Annotated in this window: 19 protein-coding genes; 2 read left to right on the top strand and 17 right to left on the bottom strand. The window is 73.1% G+C overall.

Features of this window, described 5'->3' with window-relative positions:
* Positions 1-119 precede the first annotated feature (119 nt).
* From JQN83_RS33940 to JQN83_RS27365, 11 genes are all read right to left on the bottom strand, one after another.
* Positions 120-245: a hypothetical protein gene (locus tag JQN83_RS33940; RefSeq protein ID WP_255554102.1), complete on the bottom strand. Its 126-nt coding sequence runs from the start codon at positions 243-245 to the stop codon at positions 120-122.
* A gap of 86 nt (positions 246-331) precedes the next feature.
* A complete protein-coding gene (locus tag JQN83_RS27320; protein WP_208570029.1) occupies positions 332-1,540 on the bottom strand; it encodes an MFS transporter in 1,209 nt (402 codons plus the stop codon).
* 134 nt (positions 1,541-1,674) lie between these two features.
* On the bottom strand, positions 1,675-2,820 hold the full coding sequence (locus tag JQN83_RS27325) for an RNA polymerase sigma factor (protein ID WP_208570030.1): 1,146 nt from the start codon (positions 2,818-2,820) through the stop codon (positions 1,675-1,677).
* Positions 2,821-2,823: 3 nt separating this feature from the next.
* On the bottom strand, positions 2,824-3,231 hold the full coding sequence (locus JQN83_RS27330) for a YciI family protein (protein ID WP_208570031.1): 408 nt from the start codon (positions 3,229-3,231) through the stop codon (positions 2,824-2,826).
* Between the two features lie 140 nt (positions 3,232-3,371).
* Positions 3,372-4,652 (bottom strand): sensor histidine kinase, encoded by a 1,281-nt coding sequence (locus JQN83_RS27335; RefSeq protein ID WP_208570032.1) that lies wholly within the window; start codon positions 4,650-4,652, stop codon positions 3,372-3,374.
* Positions 4,652-5,293 carry a response regulator transcription factor gene (locus JQN83_RS27340; protein WP_244253320.1) on the bottom strand — a complete coding sequence of 214 codons (642 nt, stop codon included), beginning with the start codon at positions 5,291-5,293 and terminating at the stop codon, positions 4,652-4,654. Before JQN83_RS27340 ends, JQN83_RS27335 begins: the two co-directional genes overlap by 1 nt.
* Before the next feature lie 80 nt (positions 5,294-5,373).
* Positions 5,374-6,639, bottom strand: coding sequence for a cation:proton antiporter (locus JQN83_RS27345; protein ID WP_208570034.1), 1,266 nt, complete (start codon positions 6,637-6,639; stop codon positions 5,374-5,376).
* Positions 6,636-7,973, bottom strand: a complete 1,338-nt coding sequence (locus tag JQN83_RS27350) for a cytochrome P450 (RefSeq protein ID WP_307799773.1) — start codon at positions 7,971-7,973, stop codon at positions 6,636-6,638. Before JQN83_RS27350 ends, JQN83_RS27345 begins: the two co-directional genes overlap by 4 nt.
* Positions 7,970-9,031 carry an alpha-hydroxy acid oxidase gene (locus JQN83_RS27355; RefSeq protein WP_307799774.1) on the bottom strand — a complete coding sequence of 354 codons (1,062 nt, stop codon included), beginning with the start codon at positions 9,029-9,031 and terminating at the stop codon, positions 7,970-7,972. Before JQN83_RS27355 ends, JQN83_RS27350 begins: the two co-directional genes overlap by 4 nt.
* A gap of 1 nt (position 9,032) precedes the next feature.
* Positions 9,033-10,595, bottom strand: coding sequence for an NAD(P)-binding domain-containing protein (locus tag JQN83_RS27360; protein ID WP_372444149.1), 1,563 nt, complete (start codon positions 10,593-10,595; stop codon positions 9,033-9,035).
* Entirely contained in the window at positions 10,585-12,102 is a 1,518-nt protein-coding gene (locus tag JQN83_RS27365) for an aromatic amino acid ammonia-lyase (RefSeq protein WP_208570036.1), read from the bottom strand. Before JQN83_RS27365 ends, JQN83_RS27360 begins: the two co-directional genes overlap by 11 nt.
* A gap of 63 nt (positions 12,103-12,165) precedes the next feature.
* On the opposite strand from JQN83_RS27365, the gene JQN83_RS27370 reads away from it, so the two are divergent.
* Both JQN83_RS27370 and JQN83_RS27375 read left to right on the top strand, forming a co-directional pair.
* Entirely contained in the window at positions 12,166-13,710 is a 1,545-nt protein-coding gene (locus JQN83_RS27370) for an NAD(P)-binding domain-containing protein (protein ID WP_208570037.1), read from the top strand.
* Positions 13,700-15,343 (top strand): class I adenylate-forming enzyme family protein, encoded by a 1,644-nt coding sequence (locus JQN83_RS27375; protein WP_244253321.1) that lies wholly within the window; start codon positions 13,700-13,702, stop codon positions 15,341-15,343. The genes JQN83_RS27370 and JQN83_RS27375 overlap by 11 nt, the downstream gene beginning before the upstream one ends.
* An 8-nt stretch (positions 15,344-15,351) precedes the next feature.
* Here JQN83_RS27375 and JQN83_RS27380 read toward each other — a convergent pair whose 3' ends face one another.
* Genes JQN83_RS27380 through JQN83_RS27405 form a run of 6 tightly spaced genes read right to left on the bottom strand, consistent with a single transcriptional unit; the run spans position 15,352 to position 21,125 of the window.
* A complete protein-coding gene (locus tag JQN83_RS27380) occupies positions 15,352-16,023 on the bottom strand; it encodes a TRM11 family SAM-dependent methyltransferase (protein WP_208570038.1) in 672 nt (223 codons plus the stop codon).
* A complete protein-coding gene (locus JQN83_RS27385; RefSeq protein ID WP_208570039.1) occupies positions 16,023-17,327 on the bottom strand; it encodes an MFS transporter in 1,305 nt (434 codons plus the stop codon). Before JQN83_RS27385 ends, JQN83_RS27380 begins: the two co-directional genes overlap by 1 nt.
* Positions 17,324-18,586, bottom strand: a complete 1,263-nt coding sequence (locus JQN83_RS27390) for an ATP-grasp domain-containing protein (RefSeq protein WP_208570040.1) — start codon at positions 18,584-18,586, stop codon at positions 17,324-17,326. The genes JQN83_RS27385 and JQN83_RS27390 overlap by 4 nt, the downstream gene beginning before the upstream one ends.
* Before the next feature lies 1 nt (position 18,587).
* Positions 18,588-19,877 carry an ATP-grasp domain-containing protein gene (locus JQN83_RS27395; protein WP_208570041.1) on the bottom strand — a complete coding sequence of 430 codons (1,290 nt, stop codon included), beginning with the start codon at positions 19,875-19,877 and terminating at the stop codon, positions 18,588-18,590.
* Between the two features lie 28 nt (positions 19,878-19,905).
* Positions 19,906-20,868: a cysteine synthase A gene (cysK, locus tag JQN83_RS27400; protein WP_208570042.1), complete on the bottom strand. Its 963-nt coding sequence runs from the start codon at positions 20,866-20,868 to the stop codon at positions 19,906-19,908.
* Between the two features lie 32 nt (positions 20,869-20,900).
* Positions 20,901-21,125: a tautomerase family protein gene (locus JQN83_RS27405; RefSeq protein ID WP_088647261.1), complete on the bottom strand. Its 225-nt coding sequence runs from the start codon at positions 21,123-21,125 to the stop codon at positions 20,901-20,903.
* Positions 21,126-21,175: the final 50 nt, after the last annotated feature.

Below are 21,175 nucleotides of genomic sequence, written 5' to 3' on the forward strand. Positions count from 1 at the left end.
TCCGAGGGTCGGTTCTGCGGAAAACGGGTCAATGTCCCGGGGCGGCGGTGCCGCCCACCGGGATGATCAACGACGTGGGCGATCGCCGTGTCCCGGTCGGGAGACGGCGTGCCTGTCCATCAGAACGGGGTCTGCGGGTCCCCGGCGGCGGTCCCGGGGCGCATGCCCTCCCGCGGCGGGTGTACCCGCAACGGCTCCTCGTAGCCGCGCACCAGCAATCCAGAGCCTTGCGGAACTCGGATCATGGCGTTCTCCTGCGGCTGGCGATGATCGGTCCAGGCTAACCAACACCCACCGCAACGTCAACAGAGACACCATCTCGCAATACGATCTATTCTCGTCCCCGGACGGCCCGTCGCGCCGTACCGCCCCGGGCGACCAGCGGCTCGGCCAGCAGGACGACCAGCGCCACCGCAGCCACCAGGCCGCCCGCCAACGCCGTGCCCTGCACCCCGGACCGGGACAGCACCACCGCGCCGAGCAGGGACCCGCCGGCGATGCCGACGTTGAAGGCGGCGGAGTTGCCGGCCGCCGCCAGGTCGGCGCTGCCCGGGGCCACCTCCAGCACCCGGTTCTGCAGGGCGGGGGTCAACGCGCCCATGGCGAACCCGGACACGGCCAGCAGCACCCCGGTGGCCACCGGCGACCCGGCCAGCAGGAACATCCCGAGCAGGGCCACCACCAGCAGCAGCACCGGGGTCACCATCGCCACCCGCTGGTGGCGGTCGCTCGCGATCCCCCCGGCGGCGATGCCGGCGAAGTCCGCGAGGCCCCGGATCAGCAGCAGCAGGCCGAGAGCGCCCGGGGCGAACCCGGAGGCGTCGGTCAGGAACACGGCGGTGAAGGTGAACGCCGTGAACAGGCCCCCCACCGACAGCGCGGTGGCTACCACGACGACCGCGTACCGGCGGGCGTCCGGGGTGGTTCCGGTCGACGCGTGCGTCGCCCCGACCGCAACCGGCGGCATCAGTGTCACGATCGCCACGAACCCGGCCAGCGCCACGGCGGCCAGGGCCAGGAACGCCGACCGCCAACCCCACTGCTGACCCAGCCAGGTGCCCGCCGGCACGCCGAGCATCGGCCCGAGCGACGCCCCGGCGAACACGACGGAGGTGACCCGGCCGCGTACCCGGGCGGGGAACATGCCGGCGGCGGCGGGCGCGACCACCGCCCAGAACAGCGCCTGGGTGAGCGCGACGACCACCCGGGTCCCGAGCAGCACCTGGTAGTCGCGGGCGGCGGCCGACACCAGCGTGGCGACCACCAGCACGCCCAGCAGGACCCCCAGCAGCCGGCGACGCGGCACCCGCCGGGTGACGTGGGTCAGCGGCACCGAGACGACCGCGACCGTGACCGCGTAGCCGGTGACGAGCAGCCCCGCGTGCGACACGGACACGTCCAGGTCGGTGGCGACCAGGGGCAGGATGCCCACCGGCAACGTCTCCATGGCGACGTAGCAGAACGCCGAGACGGACAACGCGACCAGCGCCGCCACCGCCCGGGGCGCGGCGGTCACCCCAGGGGTACGACAGTCGGTCATCGCCCGGCCCCCGTCCCTGCGCCCCCCACGAATGCGGTCACCCCGAGAGCAGTCAAGGGTATCAATGAAAAGGGTCCCGTCCCGGGTCGACGGCACCGCCGTCAGCCCCGGGTACCGGGCGGGCGCACCGGTGATCAGCCGGGCGGACGGGTGTTGAGGCGGGCGGCCTGGCGGATCAGGTGGTCGCGTTCGGCGAGGTGGGCGGCCCGGTCGGCGGCCTCGGCGTACCACCGGGCCGCCGTCGCCCGGTCACCGGCCCGTTCGTGCAGGTACGCCGTCACCGCCGCGTGGCGGGGCACCGACGGGCCCACCGCCGCCAGGGCCGCCAGCCCCGCCCACGCCCCGTCGGCCTCCCCGACGGCCACCGCCCGGTTGAGCCGCACCACCGGGCTGTCGGTCAGCCGCGCGAGTTCGTCGTACCACTCGACGATCTGCACCCAGTCGGTCTCCCCGGCGGTGCGCGCGTCGGCGTGCAGCGCGGCGATGGCGGCCTGGGCCTGGAACTCGCCCAACCGGTCCCGGGCCAGCGCCGCCTGCAGGATGCGTACCCCCTCGGCGATCAGGGCGGTGTCCCACCGGCTGCGGTCCTGCGCCGCGAGCGGGACCAGGCTGCCGTCCGGCGTGGTCCGGGCCGCGCGACGGGCGTGGTGCAGCAGCATCAGGGCGAGCAGCCCGGCCACCTCGGGGTGGTCGACCATCGCCGCGAGCTGCCGGGTGAGCCGGACCGCCTCGGCGGCGAGGTCGACGTCGCCGGAGTAGCCCTCGTTGAACACCAGGTAGAGCACCCGCAGCACGGTGGCGACGTCGCCCGGCCGGTCGAGGCGTACGCCGGACACGGTGCGCTTGGCCCGGCTGATCCGCTGCGCCATGGTCGCCTCCGGCACCAGGTACGCCCGGGCGATCTGCCGGGTGGTCAGCCCGCCGACGGCACGCAGGGTCAACGCGACCGCCGAGGACGGGGTCAGCGACGGGTGGGCGCACAGGAAGTAGAGCTGGAGCGTGTCGTCCACCCCCGACGCGGGGCCGGGGGCCGGTTCCTCGACGACGAGGTCCTCACGCCGACGCCGGGCGGCGTCCGCCCGGCCCGCGTCGAGGAACCGGTGCCAGGCCACGGTGACCAGCCAGCCCAACGGGTCCCGGGGCGGGTCGGCCGGCCAGCCGTGTACCGCCTGGACCAGGGCGTCCTGCACGGCGTCCTCGGCCGCCGCGAAGTCGGCCCCGCGCCTGACCAGCACCCCGAGCACCTGCGGGGTGAGCCGGCGCAGCAGGTCACCGTCCACCGGTCAGTCGGTGATGGTCGGCGGCTCGGTCAGGAACGGGCGCAGCTCCAGCCACTCGTGGATCGGTCGCCCGCCCGCCCCCGGGGCGGCCGACAACTCCCCGGCCAGCTCGACGGCACGCTCGTAGCTGTCCACGTCGATCACCATCCAGCCGGCGATGAGATCCTTCGTCTCGGCGAAGGGCCCGTCGGTCACCGGAGGACGCCCCGGCCCGTCGTACCGGACGAACGTCCCCTCGGGGGCGAGCGCCTGCCCGTCGACGAACTCCCCGCTGCCCTCCAGCCGGGCCGCGAAGTCGTTCATGTACCGCACGTGGGCCGTGATCTCCTCGGGCGTCCACTGGTCCATCGGGACGTCGTTGACCGCGGCGGGGGCGCCTCGGTAGTGCTTGAGCAGCAGGTACTTCGCCATCGGGTGTCTCCTCGGTGCCGGTGCGACCACCATTCTGGCCGCATTCACCCCGGGGACGATGCTGGTCCCCCGTTCTCGACATCCCGGCCGGGATTTTTTCCCGGCAGCGGACCGGCGCGGCGACCGCCGTACTGCCCCGCTCACCGCTCCACGAGCTGCCGTACCCGCAGACGTCGGATCCCCGAGACCCGCTCCGTGGGGGCGGACGGTCGGGTGGCGGGCAGACGGACGGTGAAGACCGCCCCCCGGTGCGGCCGGCCCTCGGCCTCGATCGTGCCCCGGTGGCTCGTGACCACCTCCTGGAGCAGGGCCAACCCCAGCCCGAACCGGTGCTCCCCGGCACCCCCGCCACGGTGGAACCGGTCGAAGATGCGCCGCGCGTCGGCCTGGTCGAAGCCGTCCCCGCTGTCCGCGACCACGAACTCGGCGTAGTCGCCGCCACTGCGCAGCGACACGTCGATCCGGCCACCGGGGGGTGTGTGGGCGAGCGCGTTCGCGAGCAGCTCCCCGGCCACCCGGCGCAGCGCCGACTCGACCCCCGGCACCGGCAACGCCTCGCCGGGCAGGTCCGCCGCGACAGTGACCTGGCGTTCGGCGGCCCGGTCCGCCTCGGCGGCGACGGCCGCCCCGACCAGCGCGGTCAGATCCACCGGCGGGTACGCCCGGCGGTCGGCGGGAGCGGCGGCGAGCTGGGCCGAGAGCAGCAGGTCGTCCACGATCTCGCCGAGCCGGCGGGTGCCGCCGATCAGCCGGTCGAGATCCTCCAGGCTCGCCGCGCTGCCACCGGTATGGGCCCGCCGCGCCATCAGCTGGGCGCGGATGTGCACCTGGGCGATCGGGGTACGCAGCTCGTGGCTGGCGTCGGCGATGAACCGCCGTTGCCGGGTCAGCGCCTCCGCCAGTGGCGCGACGGCCCGTCGACCGACGAGCGCACCGGTCAGCACGGCGACGAGCAGCCCGACCGCCGCGGCGAGGCTGAACGCCAGCAGCAGGTGCCGACGGTCGGACAGCTGGAACCGCGCGTCGAACACCGCCTGGACGACCAGCCCGTCGTTGCGGGACTCGGTGCGGACGTGGTAGGTCGTGCCGTTGCGGGTGACGGTGGTGACCTCGGTGACACCGGTCGCGGCCACCGACGTCAGCGCACCGGTCAGCGGAAAGCCCGGCGGCGGCGGGTTGAGACCGGTGTCGGTGATCAGGCCGTTGTAGCGGAAGATCCAGCTGCACGCGGGCGGACCCGGAATGGTGGCGTGGCTGGTGCCCCACGCCAACTCCCGGTGGATCTGGGCCTCCTGGCTGCGCACCAGCACGGCGTACGAGAGGCCGCCGGCCAACAGCAGCAGGGCACCGATGGCCAGCCCGACCAGCAGGCCGATGCGCAACCGGGCGCGGCGCACCATCGCCTGCTCCACCAGCTCCATCAGAGCGCTCCGAGCCGGTAGCCCAGCCCGTGCACGGTGCGGACCACCGTCCGGCCGAGCTTGCGGCGCAGGTAGTAGACGTAGGTGTCCACCATGGACGCCGCTGCGGTCTCGTCGAAGACCCGGCGGCGCAACTCCGCCCGGGAGTGCACGAGGTTGGGCCGGGCCGCCAGCACCCGCAGCAGCTCGAACTCCCGGGCGGACAGCGCCACCCGGGTGCCGTCGGCCAGCACGGCGTCGCGGGACGTCAGGTCGAGCAGCCCGGCCCCGACACGCAGCACGGTGGTGGCCTCGGACGTCCGCCGGCACAACGCCCGGATCCGTGCGCTCAGCTCGTCCAGGTCGAAGGGTTTCATCAGGTAGTCGTCGGCACCCGCGTCCAGCCCGGCGATCCGGTCGCCCACCGTGCCCAGCGCGGTGAGCATCAGCGCGCGGGCCGGGACCTTCCGCGAACGCAGCCGGACGACCAGGTCGAGTCCGTCGAGCGCCGGCAGCATCCGGTCGATCACCATCACGTCGTAGGTGCGGGTCAGTCCGAGATGCAGACCCCGTTGGCCGTCCGAGGCGTGGTCGACGAGGAACCCGTCACCGACCAGTGACTCAGTGAGCAGGCCGGCCAGTTCCTCGTCGTCCTCGACCAACAGCAGACGGTTCGATCCTCCCCCGGGCATGCGTCCACAATCGCACAGAGTAAGGCTAAATAGTGACAGCTATCTTTTTATCATTTCACCACCGCGAGGGTCTGGGGTCGGACAGGGGTTTGCCTACGGGCCTCCCGGTGCTCGATCCAGCTCAGCAACGGAGTCGTCATCATCGTGGTGACCAGCGCCACCACCACCAGCACGGTGAACAACGAGGCGTTCACGATGCCCGCCTCCAGGCCGACGTTGAGCGCGATGAGCTGCATCAGACCCCGGGCGTTCATCAACGCGCCCACCCGCAACGCGACACCCTGCGACTCGCCCCGCACCCGGGCCGCCGCCCAGCAGGCACCGAACTTGCCGACGATCGCCGCCGTCACGCAGGCCGCCGCGAAGAGCAGCACCGGCGCGCTGCCCAGCAACCCGAACTCCGTCCGCAGCCCCGAATAGGTGAAGAACAGCGGCAGGAAGACCGTCGCGGCGACCGGGGTGAGGGTGTCCACCACCCGGTCGGTGTTGGCGGTGTGCGGCATCACCACCCCCACCGCGAACGCGCCGAAGACCGCGTACAGGCCGATCTCGTCGGTGTACCAGGCGACCAGGAAGAGCAGGGCCACCGTGCCGAGCACCCGGGCACCGTCGTTGAGGCGGGGGCTGGTCATCAACGCGGCGGTCACCCGACGCCCGGCCAACCACAGCACCAGCCCGAACAGCACCGCGCCACCGGCGGTGACGACCGCCGGCCCGGCCCGGCCGGAGGCGAACGCCAGCACCACCGCCAGCATGATCCAGGCGACCATGTCGTCGAGCGCACCACTGGCCAGCGACAACGTGCCGTGCCGGGTGCCGGCGTGCCCGCGTTCGGTGATGATCCGGGCCAACATGGGGAATGCGGTGATGGCCAACGCCACCCCGACGAACGCGGCCGACACCCCGATCGACGTCCCGTCGGCCCGCATCGGCACGGCGTCCGCAGTGACCAGGACCAGCCCCACCCCCAGGACGAGCGGCGCGGTCACCCCGGCCAACGACACCAGCCCGGCGGTGCCGGCCAGACCGGTGACCCGGTGGGCGCCGAACGCGTACCCGGCCTGGAACATGAACAGCACCAGACCGACCTGGCCCACCACGTAGAGCACCGGCAGCAGCGCCGTCGGGAACAGGGCGTCCTTCACCTCCGGCAGGACGAACCCGAGCAGCGACGGGCCGAGCAGCACCCCGGCGAGCATCTCGCTGACCACGGCGGGCTGACCCACCCGGCCGAGCAGCCAGGCCACCGCCTTGCAGAAGATGAGGATCACCGCGACCGCGATGAAGAACCGTGGAGCCAACTGGGTGGGGGTCACCGGACCGCCTCCTCGAAGTAGTTGGTGCACAACCGTTGTCGCCGGGCGTCGACGACCATCCAGGCGCCGAACACCAGTTGCCGGACGCTGCGTCCCACGTCGGCCCAGCGGTCCCGCCACCGCATCGCGGCCAGCCGCAGCCGCCCCGGGCCGGGGACACCGGCCGGGGTCAGGTACGCCGGGCCCCGGCTGGGCAGCGACCGGCTGTGCGCGGCCGACGACGCCAGGGCGTACCGGCGCAGCACCTCACGGGTCGCGGCCCGCATCATCACCGGCGCGACCCCGCGCGCCGGGCAGGCCCGGTTGGCGGTGACCCCGTAGGGGATGAAGCGGGCATCCCGGCGGGCCAGCGTCCGCCACCGGTCCGGGTCGAACCGCTCGTCGCCGGCCGGCCCGCTGCGCTGGAACGCCAGGTAGTTGAAGAGCAGCACCGACCCGGCGGGCAGGGTCACCCCGGCGGGCAGCGCGATCGGCGCGGAGGTGATCCGGTGGGCGACCCCGAAGAGCGGATGCAGCCGCAGGGTCTCGTCGATCACCCGGTCCAGGGTGTCGTCGTCGTCGAGGCCCCGCTGGAGATCCGGATGGTTGGCCAGCGCCAGCAGCACGTGCGACATCGCCTCGGACATCTGCACCACCGCCGTGGTGCCGAACGCGCCGTGCAGGTACCAGGCCGTCTCCTCGGCGGTGAACGGCGGCGGCAACGTCACCGGGCAGGTGCCCGCCTCGACCCGCCCGCGCAGGTACCGGGTCAACGGGGCACGCCGGTCCAGGTGCCGCAGGCCGGTGCACTTCAGCGCGGCGGCCACGTCGGCGGCGTTGGCGACGAACAGCGCCCGGACCTCCCTCGGGCACACCTCCCCGAAGATCAGCTCGTGGTAGACCTCCGCCCACACCGGCATCATCAGGTCCCGCAGCCGCACGTGGACCCGCCCCGCCGGCAACTCGTCGAGCACCCGCCGGGTGGCGGCGGTCGCGAGGGCGTCGGCACGCTGCGGGCGCAGGGCGAGCACCCGCCGGGTCACCCCGGCCACCGCCCGGTAACGCTCCCCCGGCTCCAGGTGCTCCTGGTGCATGTGCGGGCCGGGTGACAGCCAGTACCAGAACAGGTCGGACAGACCGGCGCCCCGGCTGCGCCCGTCCGCCGCCGGATCAGCGTACAGCCGCTCGAAATCCTCCACACCGACCAGCGGACCCGGCACCGGGATGCCCTCCCCGCCGTTGACCCGGGCGAAGACCCACTGCCGCAGCCGCACCACCGCCGAGGGCAGCCACCGGGGCAGCGTCCAACCCACCCCGAGCACGACCACCGCGCCCCACACCACCGGCCCGCTCACGCCGACGCTCCCGTGGTGACGAGATCGGCGCTGAGATCGCCGGGTCGGGCGACGCCGACCAGGGCCAACGCCCGGTCCAGGTCGGCGCGCAGCAGGTCGAGCACGTGCCGTACCCCGGCCGCGCCGGCCACCGCCAGCCCCCACAGCACCGGACGGCCGACCAGCACCGCCGTCGCCCCGAGCGCCAACGCGACAAGCACGTCCGTGCCGCGTCGCAGGCCCCCGTCGACCAGGACCGGCAACCGGCCGTCAACCGCCGCCACGACGGCCGGCAACGCGTCCAGGGTGGCCGTCACCCCGTCGAGTTGCCGGCCGCCGTGGTTGGAGACCAACACCCCGTCCACCCCGTGCTCGACGGCCAGCCGGGCGTCCTCGGGGTGCAGCACCCCCTTGAGCAGGATCGGCACGGTGGTGAGCCGGCGCAGCACGGCGACCAGCTCCCAGCCCACCCGGGCGTTCATCTCGATGTCCCGGACCCGGCCGTTCGCGTCACGCATGTTCTCGCAGACCATGCCGGAGGGCAGGTCCACGAAACCGTGCCGCAGGTCGCGCTCGCGCCGACCGAACACGGGCGAGTCGACCGTGACGACCAGGGCCCGGCAGCCGGCGGCCACCGCCCGCCGTACCACGGTGGTGGTGAACTCCAGGTCGGTGTGCGGGTAGAGCTGGAACCACAGCGGCCCGCCAGCCGCCGCGATCTGCTCGACCGGCCGGGTGGCCGCCATGCTGACCACCATGACCGTGCCGGCCTCGGCGGCGGCGCGGGCGGTCGCCACCTCCCCCTCGGGGTGGGCCAGCCGGTGGAACGCGGTCGGTGCGACCAGCACCGGCATCGACAGCGCACTACCGAACAGCGAGATCCGCAGGTCGCGCTCACCGGCACCGCGCAGCACCCGGGGCCGCAGCCAACGCCGGCCGAACGCCGCCTCGTTGGCCCGCAGGGTCCGCTCGTCGCCGGCCCCGCCCGCGAAGAAATCCCAGTGCACCGGGTCGAGCCGACGCCGGGCGGCGGCGGCCACGTCGGCCAGGTTCAACCCCACCTCGTCGGCGGCCGGCACGTCAGTCCCCGGCCCTGCGCAGGCAACGGTCGACGAACGCGGCCAACGGTGTCACGTGCACCTGCGGCCGGTCCCACCGGTTCTCCAGGTTCTCCGCCAGGTGGTGGGTCGCGACGACCTGCCCCGCCCGGTGGTGGCGCACCACCGGATGCAGGTACGCCGCGTCGTGGGCCTGACCGACGACATCCTGGGCCACCCGTTTCACCGTCACGTCGAACGGGTCCACCTGGTCGTGCTCCGGGCCGTACTCCAGGGTGACCACGAAAGCGTCGGAGTAGTCGTGGTCGGCGGTGCGCAGACCGGCCTCGGCGAAGTACGCCACCGGCACCTCCTCGTGGTAACGCGCGTCGGCGTCGGCGACGGTGACCACGTCGGCGAGGACGTCGAACTGCTGCCACAGCGCGGAGGTGCGGTTGACCCGGGCGATGATCGCGTCGGTGATCGCCGCACCGGTGGCGTCCAGCTTCTCCGCCGGCCACGGCGCGTCCACGTACCGCCGTTCGAGGATCTTGTGCAGGGCCCGTACGGCGTAGCGGAAACCGTGGATGAAACCGTTTGTGGAACGCTTGAAGTCCCGTTCCTGGGTGATGGTGCCGGCGAAGTACAGGCCGGGGACGTTGACCGACTCCCACGCCGGGGTCTGCGCCGGGAAACGGTCCCGGATCGCCAGCTCCGGCCGGCAGGACTCGTCGAAGATCGACGCGTCGAACGCGAACCCGGTGCAGGCGAGCACCCGGTCGTAGCGCAGTTCCTTGGTGACCTCGTCGGCCCGGGAGAACGCGAACGTCACCAGGTAGCCGTCGGCGTCGCGGGTGATCTGCCGGACGGTGCCGTCCAGGATCGCGTTGGCCGACTTGAGCTGGTAGGTGTCGAGGAAGTTGTTGTTCACCGCGCGCAGGTGCCCGACGTAGTGGGTGCGCCAGGCCAACCGCACCGAACTCGGGCCGGCCAGGTGGATCAGCGTGGTGGTCTCCATCAGGCTGTCCGCGGTCTCGAAGGCGGAGTTGCCCTTGCCGATGATCAGCACCTTCTGGTCGAGGTAGTCACGCGGGTCGACGGGCATGTCCGCGTACTGTTCGGCCAGCTCCAGCCCCGGGATGTCCGGCAGGTACGGCCGGGACACCCCGGTGGCGACGACCACCCGCCGGGCCCGGAACGTCTCCCCGGCGTGCACCTCGAAGACGTCGTCCACCTTGGACACCGAGGTCACCCGCCTGCCGTAACGCACCTTGACCCCGGTCTTCGCGGCGAAGTCCGCCAGATAACGGACCATCACGTCGGCGTCCGGGAAGTACCGCTCGGTGTACGTGGTGAACCGCAGCGCCGGATCGTCGGTGAGCAGCGAGTTCCAGTCCAGCCGCAGGTTGAACTCCGGGTCGTCGGAGCCGGTGTGCGGCTTGTTGATGGAGATCAGTTGCCGGTGCCGGGGATAGGTGGCGAAGAACGCGCCCGGGATGTCCGCGCCCTCCAGCACCAGGTAGTCGCGCCGGCCGTCGGCCTCCAGCAGGGCCGCCAGTTGCAGGCCGGCCGGCCCGGCCCCGATGATCAGATAGTCAAGCGTCACGACGGCCATCCAGGGTGAGAGGGGTCAACGGAAGTTCGAGCGTGTCCATGACGTCGGCGGCCCGCCGCACGTCACCGTCGAGCGGCCGGTCCGGATCCACCGGGGGGATCGCCTCCACCAACGCCGCGAGCGCTTCGCCGCAGCCCGGCGCGGTGGGCGTCCGGGCACCCACGTACGCGGCCTGCCGCAGCCCCAACGCGAGCGACCCGACGATCAGCCGGAGCAGCCCGGCCTGGTCCCAGACCCGCAGGGCGGCCTGGGTGCCGAGCGGGATGACGTCCTGGTTGTGCAGGTTCGTCGGCAGGCTCTGCATGCTCGCCGGCATGGCGTCCCGGCGGATCTCGGCGATCAGCGCGGTCGAGGCCAACTGCACCCCCTGGAGCCCGTGCTGCTGCCCCGGGCCGGCGGCCAGCATCGGCGGCAGGCCACCGTTGCGGTGCGGGTCGACGAGCAGGTCGAGTTGCCGCTCGGCGAGGTTGCCGACCTGCGCCACCACCATCGACAGCAGGTCGGCGGCGAACGCGGCCGGCTGGCCGAAGAAGTTGCCGCCGTGCACCACGAGATCGTCGTCGGGAAAGAACAGCGGGTTGTCGCTGACGCTGCCCAGGTCGGCGGTGACCACGGCATCGACGTGGCGCAGCGCGTCCTCGGCCGCGCCGAGCAGCTGCGGCGCACACCGGATGCTGTACGGCTCCTGCAACGGGCGCTTGCCCGACGGGACCAGCCCGTCGCTGACCCGCCGCATCCGCACGCCCACGTCGATCGCGCCCGGATGGCCGTACGCGCGCAGCAGCCGGGCGTCGAGGAACTGCGGATCGGCACCGAGCAGATCGGCCAGCAGGCAGGTGAGCACCTGCACCGCCCGGTGCGCTGCCCGCACGGCGGACAACGCCAACGCCGTCGCCGCAGTGGTCAGCGAGGTGCCGTTGACCAGGGCGAGCGCGTCCCGACCGTCCAGCGGCAACGGCTCCAGACCCGCCCGTCGCAACGCCTGCGCCGCCGGCAGGCGTACCCCGTCGAGGTAGGCGTGGCCGCGACCGCGCAGCGCCTGGGCCACCGCCCCCAACGGGATCAGGTCACCACTCGCGCCGACCGAACCCCACCGCGGCACCGCCGGCACGAAGGTGGTGCCGAGCATCGCCGCCAACGCGTCGACCACGTGCGGGGACACCCCCGACGCGCCCTGGGCCAGCGACCAGGCCCGCACCAGCACCGTCGCCCGGACGATCGCGGGGGCGAGGTCGGGGCCGTGGCCCGCGCCGAGGTGGGCGAGGGTGTTGTCGGCCTGGTCGCGCAGGTCGGCCCGGCCGGCGTACCCGACGAGGGCGCCGAAACCGGTGGTGCTGCCGTACACCGCGCGGTCCTCACCGAGCACCTCGGACAGGAAGATGCGGGTGTGCGTGACCCGGTCGCGGACCTGCGGCCCGACCACGACCCGGACCGGGTCCCGGGCGGCGCTCAGGTCGGCGATCCGCAGCGGGGCCGCGAGATCTACCTCTGTCGTCATGCGACGGGACCCTAGAGACGAAATCTCAGAACGCTTTGAAATCGGGCCGATACGGTGCGCCGCATGACGCTCGACTACCTGATCATCGGAGCCGGGCCGGCCGGGCTCCAACTCGCCGCCCTGCTGGAGCGCGACGGCCGCGACCATCTGGTGTTGGAGGCCGGGCCGGCGCCGGGCACGTTCTTCGGCCGCTACCCGCGGCACCGCCAGTTGATCTCCATCAACAAGGTCTGGACCGGTTCCGACGATCCGGAGTTCAACCTGCGCTCCGACTGGAACTCGCTGCTCACCGACGACCCGTCGCTGCTGTTCCGCAACTTCAGCCGGCGCTACTTCCCCGACGCCGACGACATGGTACGCTACCTGGCCGCCTTCGCGCAGGGGCTACGGGTCCGGTACGACACCCGGGTCACCCGGATCGCCCGCGACGGCGACCTGTTCACCGTTCAGACCGACGCCGACACCCTGACCGCCCGCCGGGTCGTCGTCGCCACCGGCGTCTCGAAGCTCTACGTCCCGCCGATCGACGGCGTCGAACTCGCCGAACGCTACGACACCGTCAGCGTCGACCCGGACGACTTCACCAACCAGCGGGTCCTGATCATCGGCAAGGGCAACTCGGCCTTCGAGACCGCCGACGCCCTGGTCGAGACCGCCGCCGTCATCCACGTCGCCGGCCCGCACTCGATCCGGCTGGCCTGGCAGACGCACTACGTCGGGCACCTGCGCGCGGTGAACAACAACTTCCTCGACACCTACCAGCTCAAGTCGCAGAACGCGGTCCTGGACGGCACCGTCGAGCGGATCGCCCGCCGCGACGACGGCGGCTACCGCATCGACTTCCGGTACGCCCGCACCCGCGAGTCGATCCGGCAACTCGACTACGACCGGGTCATCCTGTGCACCGGCTTCCGCTTCGACGCCAGCATCTTCGACCCGTCGGCGCGACCCCGGCTGGCCATCAACGACCGCTTCCCCGAGCAGACCTCCGGCTTCGAGTCGGTGAACGTGCCCGGTCTGTACTTCGCCGGCACCCTCACCCAGCAGCGCGACTTCAAGCGCTCCACCAACGGCTTCATCCACGGCTTCCGGTACGGCGTACGCGCCCTGCACCGGATGCTCGCCGCCCGGCACCACGGCACGCCGTGGCCGGCCACCACCCTGGACGCCACCCCGGAAGCGATCACCGACGCGATCATCGCCCGGATCAACCGCACCTCCGCGCTGTGGCAGCAGTTCACCGTCCTCGGCGACGTCGTCGTCATCGCCGACGGCGTCGCGCGCTACCACGAGGAGGTGCCGGTGGCCCACCTGCACGACGGTGGCCTGGGGGCCGAGCCGTTCGCCGTGGTCACCACCCTGGAGTACGGCCCGGACCACGACCAGGTCGACCCGTTCGACATCACCGTCCCCCGGATCGCCGAGAACGACGCCGAACGCGCCCACGACGCCAGCTACCTGCACCCCGTCGTCCGGGTGCACCGGGGCGGGCAGCTCGTCGCCACCCACCATCTCGCCGAGAACCTGGAGAACAACTGGGACCTGCCCGGCGTGCACCAGCAGCCCCTGGCGCTGTTCCTCAAGGGCGTCCTTTCCGATGCCGGCTGAGCACCACCACGACGACCGTCGCGCGGCGGAACACCAGCACGCCGACCACCGCGCGGCTGAGCACCACGACGACTACCGTCGCGCGGCGGAGCACGACCACGCCGACCGCCGCGCGACGGGGCCCGGCCACCACGGCGGGCACGACCGGGCCGGTCGCGGGTCGGCGGACCGCGACCGGGCCGGTTCCGGCCCGGTCGCCGCCGGTGGTGAGCGGTGGCCGCAGCCCATGCTGCGGTTGCTCACCACCGGTGGCGACCGGCCGGTCTTCGAAGACGGCGACCGGATCGTCGGCGCGGCCGAGCTGGCGGACCTGGTCCGGCGGACCGCCAGCGGGCTGCGCGCCGCCGGCATCGGGCCGGGTCGGGCGGTGGCGTTGCGGATCGGGGTCACCCCGGAGGCGCTCGCCGGTGTCCTCGCCGCGTTCACCGTCGGCGCCCGGGTCTCCGGCATCCGGCCCGAGCTGACGCCGGCACAACTCGACCGGCTGCTCGCCAGCGACGACGCGCTGCTCGTCGACGACACCCGGCTCGCCGCGCTGGCGCGGACCCCCGACGACGGCAGCCCGCTGGTCGCCGCCGGCCGGCCCGCCGACATCGCCCGGATCACCTGGACCAGCGGCAGCACCGGCAACCCCAAGGGCTGCGCCCAGACGTACGCGGCGATGGGCGCGGCCTGGGCGGCGTACCCCGAACGGTGGCCGGCGGCGATCGCCGACCTCGCGCCCCGGCTGGGCCGCTACCTGGTCTTCGGTTCACTGAGCAGCCAGGTGATGCTGGAGTACGGCATCCTCACCCTCGCCGCCGGGGGCACCCTGGTCGCCGCCCGCCCGCCGGGCTTCCCCGGCATGATCACCCGGCACCGGGCCACCGCGAGCGTGATCACCGTCGGCAAGCTGCACCAGCTCGTCCGCGACCAGCGCACCGACCCGGTCGACCTGAGCAGCCTGCGGGCGCTCGTGGTGTCCGGTTCGCCGCTCACCGCGTCCCGGCTCGCCGAGGCGCTCGACGTGCTCGGGCCGGTGGTCTTCCACGGCTACGGGCAGACCGAGACCGGCATGATCGCGATGGTCACCCCGACCGAGCTGCTGGCCGACCCGGGCCGGCTCGCCTCGGTCGGGCGCGCGCCCGACGTGGTCGACCTGTCCATCCGCGACGCCACCGGCCGACCGGCCGCCGAGGGTGAACTCTTCGTCCGGACCCCGGCGCAGGCCAGCGCCTACTGGGCGGACCCGGTCGAGACCGCCGAGGTGTTCACCGACGGGTGGGTGCGCACCCGCGACCTGGCCCGGTTGGACGCCGACGGCTACCTGCACCTGTCCGGCCGGGTCCGGGACGTCATCATCGTCAACGCCAACCTGGTGTACGCCGGCCCGATCGAACGGGTGCTCGCCGCCGACCCCGCCGTCGCCGAGGCGTACGTGGTCAGCCGTCCCGACGACGTCACCGGCGAGGCGGTGCACGCGTACGTGGTGCCGGCCACCGGGTGCCCGTTGGACGTCGGCCGGCTACGCGACCGGGTCGCGGCGACCCTGGGCGGAGCCGCCGTCCCGACGACGGTCGAGGTGATCGACCGGGTCCCGGTGGGGCCGAGTGGCAAGCCGGACAAGCGCGCGTTGGGCGTGGGCACCGGCTGAGCCGTCGACTACCGCTTCTGCGCGACGAGCAGATATTCGTGGGCCCGGTTGTTGACCAGCGGGTCTCCCCCGGTGACCGGGCGCGGATACAGGTGGATGCGTTCGTCGCCGAGGGTGAGGTGCCCCCCGAGCACCCGGCCGACGTCCCACGCCAACGGCACGAACCGGTCGGCGACCCGCCGGTTCTGCACCGCGACCACCGCGTACGCGCCCCGCTTGAGGACCCGGGCCAGCGCGTGGAAGGCGTGGTCGAGGGCGGTCAGGTAGGCGGAGTAGTCGCGCAGCGCATAGAACTGACCGTCGACCGGGGAGTCGGTGTCGAGCGCGGTGCCGAAGTAGGGCAGGTCGGTGACGACGAAGTCGACGCTGCGGTCGGGCACCGGGGGCCGGCGGGCGTCACCGCAGATCATCACCTGCTGCGGGTACGCCCCCAGCCGGCGCGACGCCTGCGCGGCCCGGTCCGGGGATATCTCCAGGCCGATGCCCCGCCGACCGGTGACCGAGGCCGCCACCAGGCTCGTCCCCCACCCGGCGAACGGGTCGAACACCAGGTCCCCGGGGTGGGTGAACTCGGTGATCAGCGGCGCGATCTGACTCACCCAGCCGCACTGCCCGGCGGCCTGCGGTGGCGCGTGCCGGGGATCGTCGCCGGTGAGCACCACCCAGCTGGCAACTCCCATCAGTTCTTCTCCCTGACTCGTACGAGCCCCGCGGCAGCACGGCCATCCCCGGGGTCGGTTTCGGTGGGCGGTGGGGCCTCCTGCGCCGGGGCCGGCTGCGGTCGGAGCGCCTCCGGCGGCAGGTGGGGTTCGAGGCGCAACACGCCGACGGCGGCGACCACCACACCCACCGCCAGCACCAGCCACATGCCGGTCGGCGACAGCGACAGCAAACCGGTCAGCACCGCCGGCGCCAACGCGCCCGGCACCGCCCAGGACAGCTGGTAGACGGCCAGGTGCCGACCCCGGGTCTGCGCGGGGGCGGCGTTGACCACCAACGCCGACGCGGTCGCCCCGTGCAGGAGTTCCCCGACGGTGAACAGCCCGGTCGCGGCGAAGACGCCCGCCAGCAGGACCGCACCTCCGGCCGTCGCCCCGAGCACCGCGAACGACACGAACGACAACCCGAAGATGCCGGCGCCGGCCGCCACGGCCCGGGACCGGCGGAACCGGGTCAGCGCCCGGGTGACGGGGATCTGCGCCACCGCGATGCCGATGGTGTTCACCGCGTAGAGCGCGCCGACGAGCGAGGCCGGCTGCCCCAGGTGCAGGGTCACGTAGACGGGCAGGCTCACCGACAACACCATGTAACCGAACGCGGTCGGCACGTTGAGCAGGGTGAGGGCGAGGAACGGCCGGTTACGGGCCACCAGCCGGTAACCCCGGCGGGCCGCCGCGGCCGGGGCGGTGGCATCGGGTCGACCGCCCTGGACGGGGATCGCGCGGATCAGCCCGGCCGCGACGGTGAAGGCCACCGCGGCGGTCAGCACGATCACGGTGAACGCCCGGTCGGCCCGGACGGTGAGGGCGGCCCCCGCGAGCAGGCCACCCGCGCCGAGGCCGGCGTTGCGCAGGCTGCGTTGCGCGGCGATGAGTTTGTCCCGGGCGCTGCCCGTGGCGATCTCGGCGACCAGCGAATGCACCGACGGGGAGAACGACACGTCGCCGAACGCCACCACCAGCACGGCCAGGAACAGCGGCCCCGCCGAGTCGACCAGGGGGTAACAGGCGAAGGCGGCGGCCCGCAGCAGGTAACCGCCCACCACGACGGCCCGCGCGCCGAACCGGTCGACGAGCACCCCGGTCAGCGGATTGGCGATCAGGCCGAGCACCGCCGCCGCGCTGACGATCGCGCCGACCCGCCCCACGGACAGGCCAGTGCTGTGCTGGAAGTAGATCAGCGACAGCGGCAGGTACATGCCGCTGCCGGTGGCGTCGATCACCATCGCGGCCATGTACCGGGCCTGGACACCCCGGGTCGTCACGACGGCTCCCCGATCTGGATCTGCTCGGCGACCCGGTCGCCGAGCCGGCGCAGCCGCGCCTCACACTCGACCCGGGTCGGGGCGACGGCGATGGCGGCGGTCAGGAAGTCGGCCGACCCGGCGGCCGGTGGGATCACCTGCCCGGGTCGCGCCCAGCACCAGAACCGGCGCACCCAGGGCTCCGTCGGCGGGGTGGGCACCGTGCGGACCAGCCCGGGACGCTTCATCATCAGCACCTGACCGGACATGCTGCGCGGACGCGGCCGGACGCCGCCGGCGAGCCGGTCGACGGCGGGGACGGGCAACCCGAGGTGGGTACGCAGCTCCGCCTCCGCCAGGTTGACGCCGAACATCACCTCGAACACCTCGCGGATCTTCGCCCCGCCGCTGCGGCAGGCGATCTCGCAGAGCACCAACCGGTCGTCGGGGGTGTGGAACACCTCGGCGTGGAAGGCATGGTCGGTGAGCCCACCGGGGCGGCGGGTGAGGGCGGCCAGCACCCGGTCGACCAGATCGAGCAGCCGCCCGGTGAGCGGGTCGTCCGGGTCGAGCGTCACGTCGACGCGCGGGCCCGGGTCGCTGCCGAACGAGGCGAGGTCGTACTGGTACTGCGAGGGCCAGGCCACGGCGGTCCGACCGGCCCGGACGAACCCGTCGACGTGGCACATCCTCCCGGGCACGAACCGCTCGACGATGATGTCGTCGCGGCTGCCGCCCCGGTACAGCTCGTCCAGGTGGGTCCGCAGCTGCCCGGGTGACCGGACGATACGCAACCCGATGGAGTTGTAGCCGGCCCGGTGCTTCAACACGACCGGGTACCCGTGCTCGGCGGCGAAGTCCGACACCTGCGCCGCCGTGGCCGCCAGGGCGTACGGGGCCACCTCGATGCCGGCCGCCGCCGCCTGCTGCTTCATCAGCAGCTTGTCGCGGAACGGCCGGATGTCCGCCGGTCGGGGACCGGGCAACCCCCAGCGCACCCGCAGGTCGGCGGCGAGTTCCAGGTCCGCCTCGTGCAGGGCGACGACGTGCCGGGGCCGGTAGCGCTCGGCCAGCGCGGTGGCCCGGTCCGCCACGTCCCGGTCGTAGTGGTCGAGCACCTCGAGGTGGGCCAGGCCCAGGGTGTCGGTGGGGACCTGCTCACCGAAGGACTCGATCTTGTCGCGGGCGGCGAGCACCACCACCGGCTGGTCGTGGTCGGCGAGCCAGTCCCGGTACGGGAACGGCTCCAAGGGATTGCGGTGCAGGATCAGCACGCTCATGTCAGGCCACCGCCCCGGACACCTGAGCCACCTCGGCGACCCGGGCGAGGTGTTCCCCGCCCCGGTCGTCGACGATCCGGATCCGGATGAACTCGTCGATGACCTGGGCACCCCGGGCGGCGGCGGCGGTCGCGGTGGGCCCGGTGACGGCGACCAGCCCGAGCCGGTCCCAGTTGTCCCGCAGGGGACGTACCTCGTCACCGGGGCGGGCGCTGATCCGTACCGCCAGGACGTCGGGTTGGCGCAGCGCCTCCTCGACCCCCTCGACGGACAGCACCCGGCCGGGTGGACCGACGATGGCCCGTACGCAGCCGCCACCCCGGGGTGCGGGGCTGTCCGGCAGCGCGTCGACCAGGCGGAACGGCCACCCGACGGCGAGCCGGTCCAGGTCGATGCCGTAGACCGCCCGCACCAGCTCGGGGATCGCGTCCCCGCCGTAGCGGTGGTGGCCCTCGATGATGCGGGCCCGGGTGCCACTGAGGCGGACCTCGGTGTGGCAGGGCCCGTCGGTGAACCCCAGGTGGTCGAGGAACGTGCCGACGCACTCGCCGACCCGGTCCCAGGCGTCCTCGGTGAGCCGGGCCGGCACGGCGTGGCCGAGTTCGGCGAAGTGAGCCGGGTCGGTCATCTTCTCGGTGACGGTGACGACCACGTGCCGGCCGGCGAAGCTGAACGTCTCGACGCTGAACTCCCGACCGTGGACGTACTCCTCCATCAGGAAGTCGTCGAGCACCAGCAGGGTCGACACCCGGTCGGTGCGGGTCCCCCGCAGCCGGCACACCTGCTCCCACACGGCCTCGTGCCCGGACGGGTCGTCGACCCGGAACACCCCGATGCTTGCGGTGGCGGCGGTCGGTTTCACCACGAACGGGTATCCGTGGCGTGCGCCGAAGGCGCCCAGGTCGTCGAAGTCGTGCAGCGGTGTCGCCGCGACCGCGTCGGCGTCGCGGCGGACCAGGTGGCGGCGCATGGCCAGTTTGTCGCGGAACCGGCGGGACACCGGGTAGGTGGTGCCGTCCAGGCCGAGCAGGTCACGGGCGCGGGCCGCGATGTCCAGGCCCGGCTCGGTCAGCGAGACCACCTGGTCGATGCGCCACTGCTGGTGCAGCCGGGTCACCACCGGCGCGGTCAGGGTCCAGTCGGTGTAGTCGAGCACCTCGGCGACGTCGGCCAGCCGCCGCTGCCGATCGGTGATCTTGGTGGGGTGCTGGAGCAGGAGCACCCGCAGACCGAGTTCCTTCGCCGCGACGAGGGTGTCGTCGACGCCACCGACGAGAAGCAGTGTCCTCACGGGAGTTCCTCTCCAATCCTCGGGCGTCTCACGGACGCTCCGACCACATGCTCAGGTAGCGCTCCCCGGTGTCGGGGAGGATGACCACGATCCGTTTGTCGACGCTGTCGCGTCGCCGGGCCACCCGCAGCGCGACGTGCGTCGCCGCCCCCGAGGACACCCCGGCGAGCACCCCCACCCGCCGGGCCAGCCAGCTGCTCGTCTCGGCCGCCTCGTCGTCGGTGACGGTCACCACCTCGTCGATCAGGCTCAGATCGGTGGTGGGGGCGACGAACCCACCGTTGAAACCGGGAATGGCGTGGGTGCCCGGCGTACCCCCGGACAACAGCGGCGAGCCCGCCGGCTCGACCGCGACCGCCCGCAGCGCGGGGTTGCGCTCCTTGAGATACCCGGCGGTGCCGCTGAGCGTGCCGCCGGTGCCGACCCCGCAGACCAGGACGTCGACCCGGCCGCCGGTGTCGGCCCAGATCTCCGGGCCGGTGGTCTCCCGGTGGGCCCGGGGGTTGTCGTCGTTGTCGTGCTGCCGGACGAACCACGCGCCCGGCGTCATCGCGCAGATCTCCTCGGCCTTGTCCACGGCCCCCTGGTAGCGCGCCTCGCGCGGGGTCAGCACCACGTCGGCACCGAAGCGCCGCAGCAGGCCGATCCGCTCCGGGGTGGCGTTGTCCGGCAACACGATGATGCAGTGGTGCCCGCGCGCCGCGCACAGGGCGGCCAACGCGATGCCGGTGTTGCCCGACGTCGCCTCCACCACGACACCGCCGGGGCGCAGCCGGCCGTCGGCCTCCGCCGCGCGGAGCATGTAGAGCGCCGCGCGGTCCTTGACGCTCGCGGCCGGGTTGGCGCACTCCAGCTTGGCCAGCACTTCGACGCCGGGTGCCCCGTGCGCGACGGGCAACCGCAGCAGCGGTGTGTTGCCGACGAGGTCGTCGATGCCGTCGGCGATGCTGGGTAGCGGTCTCGGTGCGAGGGTACGGTTCGGCTGCGCCATGGCGGTCTCCACCTCCTCCAGGGGCCGGGGCGTCAGTAGTTCGGCACCTTGCGCAGCAGGTGCTGCCGTTCGACGATCTCCGGTTGGTAGACCTGCGCCTGCCAGCGCTGCTCCTCCACCGGCTCCAGGGCGATGGACACCACGTTCGGGCTGCACCCGAACGCGGTGGTGACCGCCTCGGTCAACTCGTCGACCAGTTGCTGCTCGGTGTCCCGGTGCAGGTCGACCGGAAAGAACTTGATGTTGATGTGCGGCATCGGATCCTCCTGGGATCGCGGACGTCGGTGGGGTACGGACGTCGGTGGGT

The organism is Micromonospora antibiotica, from assembly GCF_017599305.1.
GTDB lineage: Bacteria > Actinomycetota > Actinomycetes > Mycobacteriales > Micromonosporaceae > Micromonospora > Micromonospora antibiotica.